Source organism: Cupriavidus sp. 01L46, from assembly GCF_056399905.1.
Genome location: NZ_JBFTSF010000102.1, coordinates 22,940 through 29,290 on the forward strand (window position 1 = coordinate 22,940; position 6,351 = coordinate 29,290).

At 64.2% G+C, this 6,351-nt stretch carries 5 protein-coding genes and 1 pseudogene; 2 read left to right on the top strand and 4 right to left on the bottom strand.

From position 1 onward, the window contains the following. The first annotated feature begins 11 nt into the window (after nucleotides 1–11). Nucleotides 12–818 (top strand): HipA domain-containing protein, encoded by an 807-nt coding sequence (locus AC1DS3_RS19225; RefSeq protein WP_477127724.1) that lies wholly within the window; start codon nucleotides 12–14, stop codon nucleotides 816–818. 365 nt (nucleotides 819–1,183) lie between these two features. Continuing rightward, nucleotides 1,184–3,145, top strand: coding sequence for an RNA polymerase sigma factor RpoD (gene rpoD, locus AC1DS3_RS19230; RefSeq protein WP_253932086.1), 1,962 nt, complete (start codon nucleotides 1,184–1,186; stop codon nucleotides 3,143–3,145). Between the two features lie 94 nt (nucleotides 3,146–3,239). On the opposite strand, the gene AC1DS3_RS19235 is transcribed toward rpoD, so the two are convergent. The 4 genes and pseudogenes from AC1DS3_RS19235 to AC1DS3_RS19250 all read right to left on the bottom strand — a co-directional run. Then, the gene (locus AC1DS3_RS19235; protein WP_441635006.1) at nucleotides 3,240–3,872 is read right to left on the bottom strand and encodes a DUF1294 domain-containing protein; all 633 of its coding nucleotides are present in this window, start codon (nucleotides 3,870–3,872) and stop codon (nucleotides 3,240–3,242) included. A gap of 103 nt (nucleotides 3,873–3,975) precedes the next feature. Then, complete coding sequence (locus AC1DS3_RS19240) at nucleotides 3,976–4,902, bottom strand: DUF4434 domain-containing protein (protein WP_441634964.1); 927 nt, start codon at nucleotides 4,900–4,902, stop codon at nucleotides 3,976–3,978. 100 nt (nucleotides 4,903–5,002) lie between these two features. After that, complete coding sequence (locus AC1DS3_RS19245) at nucleotides 5,003–6,133, bottom strand: acyl-CoA dehydrogenase family protein (protein WP_477127725.1); 1,131 nt, start codon at nucleotides 6,131–6,133, stop codon at nucleotides 5,003–5,005. 7 nt (nucleotides 6,134–6,140) lie between these two features. Next, nucleotides 6,141–6,351 (bottom strand): annotated as a pseudogene (locus AC1DS3_RS19250) (alginate O-acetyltransferase AlgF); the annotation flags it as partial.

The following is a 6,351-nucleotide window of genomic DNA, read 5'->3' on the forward strand; positions in this document are numbered from 1 at the left end:
GCCCGGCCGACTTGCCCGGCCTGTCTGTCAATGAATTCCTGTGCCTGGAGGTCGCGCGGCATGCGGGGCTGGAGGTCCCCGAGACACAACTCTCGGAGGATGGGCAGGTGCTGGCCATCCGGCGTTTCGACCGGCTAGCCAACGGTGACCGCCTGGCGGTCGAAGATTTCTGCGCACTCAAGGGGCTGGATCCCGTCAACAAGTACAAGGGCAGCCTTGAGGACCTGGCCAAACTGTCGTCGATTTACATCAGTGCTCCACATCGCAAGGACAGCGCGAGGCGGTTGTTTGCGCTGTTGCTCGTGAACTATGCGTTGCGCAATGCAGACGCGCACTTGAAAAACTTCGCAGTGGTCTATACCTCCGTGGAGGACGTGCGGCTGGCACCGGTTTACGACATTGTCACGGTGACGGCCTACCCCGAGTACCAGGCAGATATCCCGGGGCTGCCGCTGGCCGGCAAGCGGACCTGGGCATCCGGGCGGTGGTTGACCCAATACGGCGGCGCCCGGTTGTCGCTGTCCCGGACCGACATGGCGGCTTGCGTGGCGCAGGTGACCGAGGCAGTTCGCAACGTGCTGCCGATGGTGGCTGAGTGCGCTGGCCGGTACCCGGAGTTCCGGGAAATCGCCAAGCGGATGCTGGCGGCATGGGCGCAAGGGCTGGAGGACATCAAGCCGGATGCACGGCCKGGGAAATCGGCGCCCGCCCCGTTAAGAGAAGAAGCCGGCCTTTCCGGGCCCGGCGGCCTGGCTGGCAAGAAAAAAACAAATCTGTATGTAAATCCTGACGGTGCTTTCGGCCACAAGGCCCGATGACGCCTTATGATATTTTTGCGTCACATTTTTCGGGTAATTCGCCCGTTTTGTGCGTAAAAATGGGGCTATTGCCTAGCATGGAGTGGCATGGCAACGCAAATTTATGAGGACTGAAGGGCCTCGGCGATGCGGTAAAGAACTTTTAGCACGTGCTGCGTCRCACCAACGAATGTAGAATATCGCCCTTTGGCCTAAACGAGCGCGGACCACCATACTGGAAGAACCCGGTAGTGGTGGCGTCAGCCATGCATCTCTCGACAGGTATCCATCCTGTGCCGGCTTTGACAGCCAAAGGTGCGTTGGGTGTACCCTCGTACGGGCAACAGCAACAGTTAAGAAGTAATTCAGCAAGGGAGCAGCAGTTAATGGCGAGTGGCGCACAACGGACGGTGGCAGAAACAAAGACAGCATTGACCGGCAAAAAGCCTGTCGGCAGGGGTGCGGCGTCCACGACTCAAGCTGATCCCGCAACCGAAGCAACGGAACGCAGCCAGCAGCTGCGCGCGCTGATCCAGCTGGGCAGGGAGCGAGGCTACCTGACGCACGCGGACATCAGCGACCATTTGCAGGGCAATTTCACGGACACCGCGGCGATGGAAAGCATCGTCAGCACGTTCGCCGAAATGGGCGTGACGATCTATGAGCAGACGCCGGATGCCGAAGCGCTGCTGCTGCGCGACAGCGCGGTCGCCGCGTCTGACGACCAGGCCGACGAAGAGGCGGAAGTCGCGCTCTCGACGGTCGACTCGGAATTCGGCCGCACCACCGATCCGGTGCGGATGTACATGCGGGAAATGAGCTCGGCAACGCTGCTGACCCGCAAGCAGGAAGTCGAGATCGCCAAGCGCATCGAGGACGGCCTGAACCGCATGGTGCACGCCATCGCTGCCTGCCCGTCCACCATTGCGACGATTCTTGAGCTGTCGGAGCGGGTCGCCCGCGACGAAACGCGTATCGATGAGCTCGTCGACGGCCTGATCGAAGGGGAAGGCGAAGTCGCCGAAGCCGAGGAAGACACCAGCCGCGACGAAGTCGTCGCCGAGGATGAGAGCGCCTCGGACGAGCCCGTCGACGAAGGTGCGGCCGCGCAAGCCAACGAAACCGCCAGCCTGGCCAAGCTGCGTGACGATTGCCTGACCCGCTTTGCTCGCGTCGCCAATCATTTCGAAGCCATGCGCAAGGCCTACACCGCGCACGGCGTGGAGTCGGAAGGCTTCCTCGTGGCACAGCTCGCGGTGCGGGAGGAACTCAAGTCGATCCGCTTTACCGCAAAGACCATCGAGCGCCTGTGCGCCGATGTGCAGACGGTGGTGGAAGAAGTACGTGTGGTCGAGCGCCAGATCCTGCAACTGATGGTCGAGCGTTGCGGCATGCCCCGTGAGGAGTTCATCGAACGCTTTCCCGGCAACGAGACCAATCTCGCCTGGGGCCGCGCGATCGCCGGCGAGTCGCGTTCGTACAGCGACTCCGTTTCCCGCAGCTTGCCGGACCTCGAAGCGCATCAGCAAAAGCTGATCGACATCCACGCCCGCGTGGTGCTGCCGCTGTCGGAGCTGAAGCTGGTGAATCGCCAGATGCTGGCGGCCGAGCGGCAGATGCGCCAGGCCAAGCACGAAATGACGCAAGCCAACCTGCGCCTGGTCATCTCGATCGCCAAGAAGTACGTGAATCGCGGCATGCAGTTCCTGGACCTGATCCAGGAAGGCAACATTGGCTTGATGAAGGCGGTCGACAAGTTCGAGTATCGTCGCGGCTGGAAATTCTCCACCTATGCAACCTGGTGGGTTCGCCAGGCCGTGACGCGCGCGATCGCCGACCAGGCCCGCACCATCCGGGTGCCGGTGCACATGATCGAGACGATCAACAAGCTTAACCGGATCTCGCGCGAAATCATGCAGCGTACCGGCAAGGCAGCGGATCCCGCCGCCCTGGCCGAGCGCATGGAGATGCCCGAGGAGAAGGTCCGCTCGATCATGAAGATCGCGAAGGAACCGGTCTCGATGGAAACGCCGGTTGGCGAAGACGGCGACACGAGCCTGGGCGACATGATTGCCGACTCCGACACCGCGTCTCCCGCCGAAGCCGCGCTGCACGCCAGCCTGCGCGCCACCGTGCGCGAGATGCTCGACGACCTGACGCCGCGCGAGGCCAAGGTGCTGCGCATGCGTTTTGGCATCGACATGTCGACCGACTACACGCTGGAAGAAGTCGGCAAGCAGTTCGATGTGACCCGCGAACGGATTCGCCAGATCGAAAGCAAGGCGATGAAGAAGATGCGCCATCCCAGCCGCGCGGACCATCTGAAGGCGTTCCTGAAGGAAGGCTAATCAGGGTTCAGGCCCGGCGCGCAATCGCGTGCCGGGCGAAGGCAAGGCAAAGGGGGTTACGGCAACGTTAAAGGCCGTAACCCCCTTTGTTATTTCAGCCAGGCAAGTACGTCTTCCACATGACGAGGCCGCCAAGGTTCAAGGCAACGGTGCCCCAGAAAACCAGCTGGAACTCTTGCTTCCGATTCTTGTGGCGCAGCAGGTGCTGCGCGGCAAGCGCGCCCGGCCAGCCACCGCATAGCGCCAGGAAGTGCAGCCTGGCCTCGGGCGTGCGCCAAGCATCGTGTTTGGCGCTGTTCTTGTCGAGCGCGTAGGCAAGGAACGCAACAGCACTCATCACAAGGCTGACGAGGCCGGCATACCGTGGCAGGTATCCGCTAAGGGCGCCGCCCGCGATGGCCATCAGCGCCGCTGCCGCCGTGACGGCAGGCAACAGGTGCGCCTGGCTCGCCTGGCGCTGTCCCTGTCCCTGTCCCTGTCCCTGTCCCTGTCCCTGTCCCTGTCCCTGTCCCTTCGGCGTGCCCAGTATGGAGACGTTGGTGGCTTGCAGGCGGCCGTCCTTGCCTTTGCCCAGTTCAAACGTCACGCGGTCGCCAGGCTTGGGCTGGACGGCGCGGTGCCGCAGCGCGGTGACGTGAAAGAAGACGTCTTTCACATCGGCATGGATGTCGATGAACCCGTAGCCCTTGTCGGCATGCCAGGATTTGATGCGGCCCGCTTTTTTCATTTTTTGCTTGTTCATCTGCGATGCGCATTCTAGCTGCCCTGATGACCGCAAAGCCACTCGGACGCGGCCGTCAGCATGGCCCGCAGCCCCGTTTCCACTCAGCCTATTCGCTGAGTTCGCGCCAAGCTTCCAGAAGTTGCTTTGCTTGCGAAGATTCTCCAATCACCCAGGGATCGAGAGCGAAGGCAACCARTTGTTGGCCACCCGTTCGCCGCGCAATGGCTAGTTGCCGCTGCAGCCGCAGCAGGCTGGCGGAGACGGCGTTGAAGCTGGCGGCGGCCTGGGAGGGCAGTTCCTGGAACAGCTCCACGATCAGGTCGAACGATATCTCGCGGGTGCGCAGCAGCGCGAGCAACGGCGCCAGCGCCTGGTAGTTGTCCAGGCCGTTGACCCCGACGCCGTCCTGGATCATCGGGCGAATCGCCACCTGGTCGAGTATGACGGCCCATAGCCCCTCCAGGGTGCCGGAAGAGGGCAAGCGGCTGTAGTAGGTGGAAATGGCCGGCTGAGGGGTGCCGCCTGCCGATGTGGCGGAGGCGATGGATTGCAGCCAGGGCACCAGCAAGGCTTGCCGCTGCGGCGTGCCCCAGTTGTGCTGCTCCAGTTCGTAGGGAATGTACCAGCCGCTGAAATTGCTCCGCCCCGGCCATTTGGCCTGCTCGGCATAGGCCAGGCTGCGTGCGCGAGTCTGGGCGAGAAAGCGCGGCAGCGCGGCGGCGTCAGGCGCGCCCAGTGCTTGCCACCAGCGTTCATCGTAGGGCAGTCCGAGCCGGATGCGCAGGCCGAGCTGGCCGCCATCGTCGAACAGGAAGTCCAGCAGTGCCTCGGGGATTTGCCAGGGCTGCTCGCCATCCACCGCGGCCCACTGGAGCACGATCTCGCTGCAGCCCAGGGCGCGCACGGCCTTCAGGCGCTGGTGCCATTCCGCCTGCCCGAGTTCGAGGTGGCTGCGCCATACCTGCAGGAAGGTCGAAGCAAACACCGGCTGGCCGGTGCAGGCTGTGAGCGGGAGCAGGGGAAGCAGCGGCAACGCGGTTGCCGCGCGCAACAGGCGGCGGCGCCCTGGGGTGGGGAATGGATGGCGAGKGTCGGGGATAGGCTGGCTCATCAAGTAAGGGGGCTTGCGCCGCTCAGATCGCGCGCGCGATCAGCTCGCGCATGATTTCACTGGTGCCGCCGTAGATGCGCATGGCACGGGCGTCGACCCATGCGCGGCCAATGCTGTACTCGGCCATATAGCCATAGCCGCCATACATCTGCAGCAGGTCGTCGAGCATGCGGCCTTGCAGTTCGGTGGCGTTGAGCTTGGCGATGGCGGCGGTGACAGGGTCGAGGGAGTCCTGCAGCTGCAACATTAGGCAGTGGTCCAGGAACACGCGCAGCATGGCCAACTGCGCACGGCCATCGGCCAGCTTGAAGCGGGTGCTTTGGTAGTCGATCACGCGCCGGCCGAAGGCCTTGCGCTGGCGTGTGTAGGCGATCGCCTCTTCCAGCATGCCTTCCAGCGAGGCGCAGGCCCGCAATGCGATGGCCAGGCGTTCCGGCGCCAGTTGCTGGGCCAGCAGGTCGAAGCCATTGTTTTCCGCGCCCAGCATGCGGTCGGCGCYGACTTCCACCTCGTCGAAGAACAGCTCGCAGGTGTCCTGCGCGTGCTGGCCGATCTTGGCCAGGGGCGGTCCCTTGCGAAAGCCCGGCATGCCATCGTCCAGGCAGAACAGCGAGAGGCCGCGCGCGCCCAGCTCCGGATTGGTGCTGGCGGCCACGATCACCAATCCGGCGTTGACACCGTTGGTGATGAACGTCTTTTGCCCGCTCAGCACGTAGCCGCCGTTGCCGTCGGGGCGGGCGCGGGTGCGGATTGCCTTGAGGTCGCTGCCGGCATCGGGCTCGGTCATGGCGATGGCGCCGATGCGCTCACCACGCGCCATGGYGGGGAGCCATCGCGCTTGCTGTGTGGGGGTGCCGTAGCGGTGCAGGTAGGGCGAGACCATGTCCGAGTGGATGGAAAAGCCGATGCCGAGGTAGTTGGCGCGCGCCAGTTCCTCGATCACCACGGCGGCATGGCCGAAGTCGCCGCCGGCGCCGAAGGGCTCGGGCAGGGCGCAGTTGAGCAGGCCGGCGCTGCCCGCGCGTTGCCACAGGTGCTTCGGCGTGATTCCCTGGCGCTCCCATCCGGCATAGTACGGGGCGATTTCCTGGGCGATAAAGCGCTGTACCTGCTCGCGGAATTGTTCGTGGTCGTCTCGGAAGACTGGGCGCATGGGTGGCTTATTTGCTGTAAGGGTCGGTGCGGCTGACCTGGCCGCGCAGCATGGGCCTGGCCGCGCTGCCGGTCAGGAACAGGCTGTAGTGGTCGCCCGGCTGCAGTGCGGGCAGTGCCAGTTCGGGCGCGCGCGCGCTGCCGCAGGCGGCATTGACGGTTGCGCTGACCGGGTTGATGGCGCGATGGACGGCGCTGTGGGGCCGCACGGCCTGGAAG

Bases quoted from the DNA above. Each gene is read 5' to 3' on its own strand.
- rpoD (WP_253932086.1), top strand. From the start codon at position 1,184: ATGGCGAGTGGCGCACAACGGACGGTGGCAGAAACAAAGACAGCATTG.
- AC1DS3_RS19235 (WP_441635006.1), bottom strand. From the start codon at position 3,872: ATGAAAAAAGCGGGCCGCATCAAATCCTGGCATGCCGACAAGGGCTAC.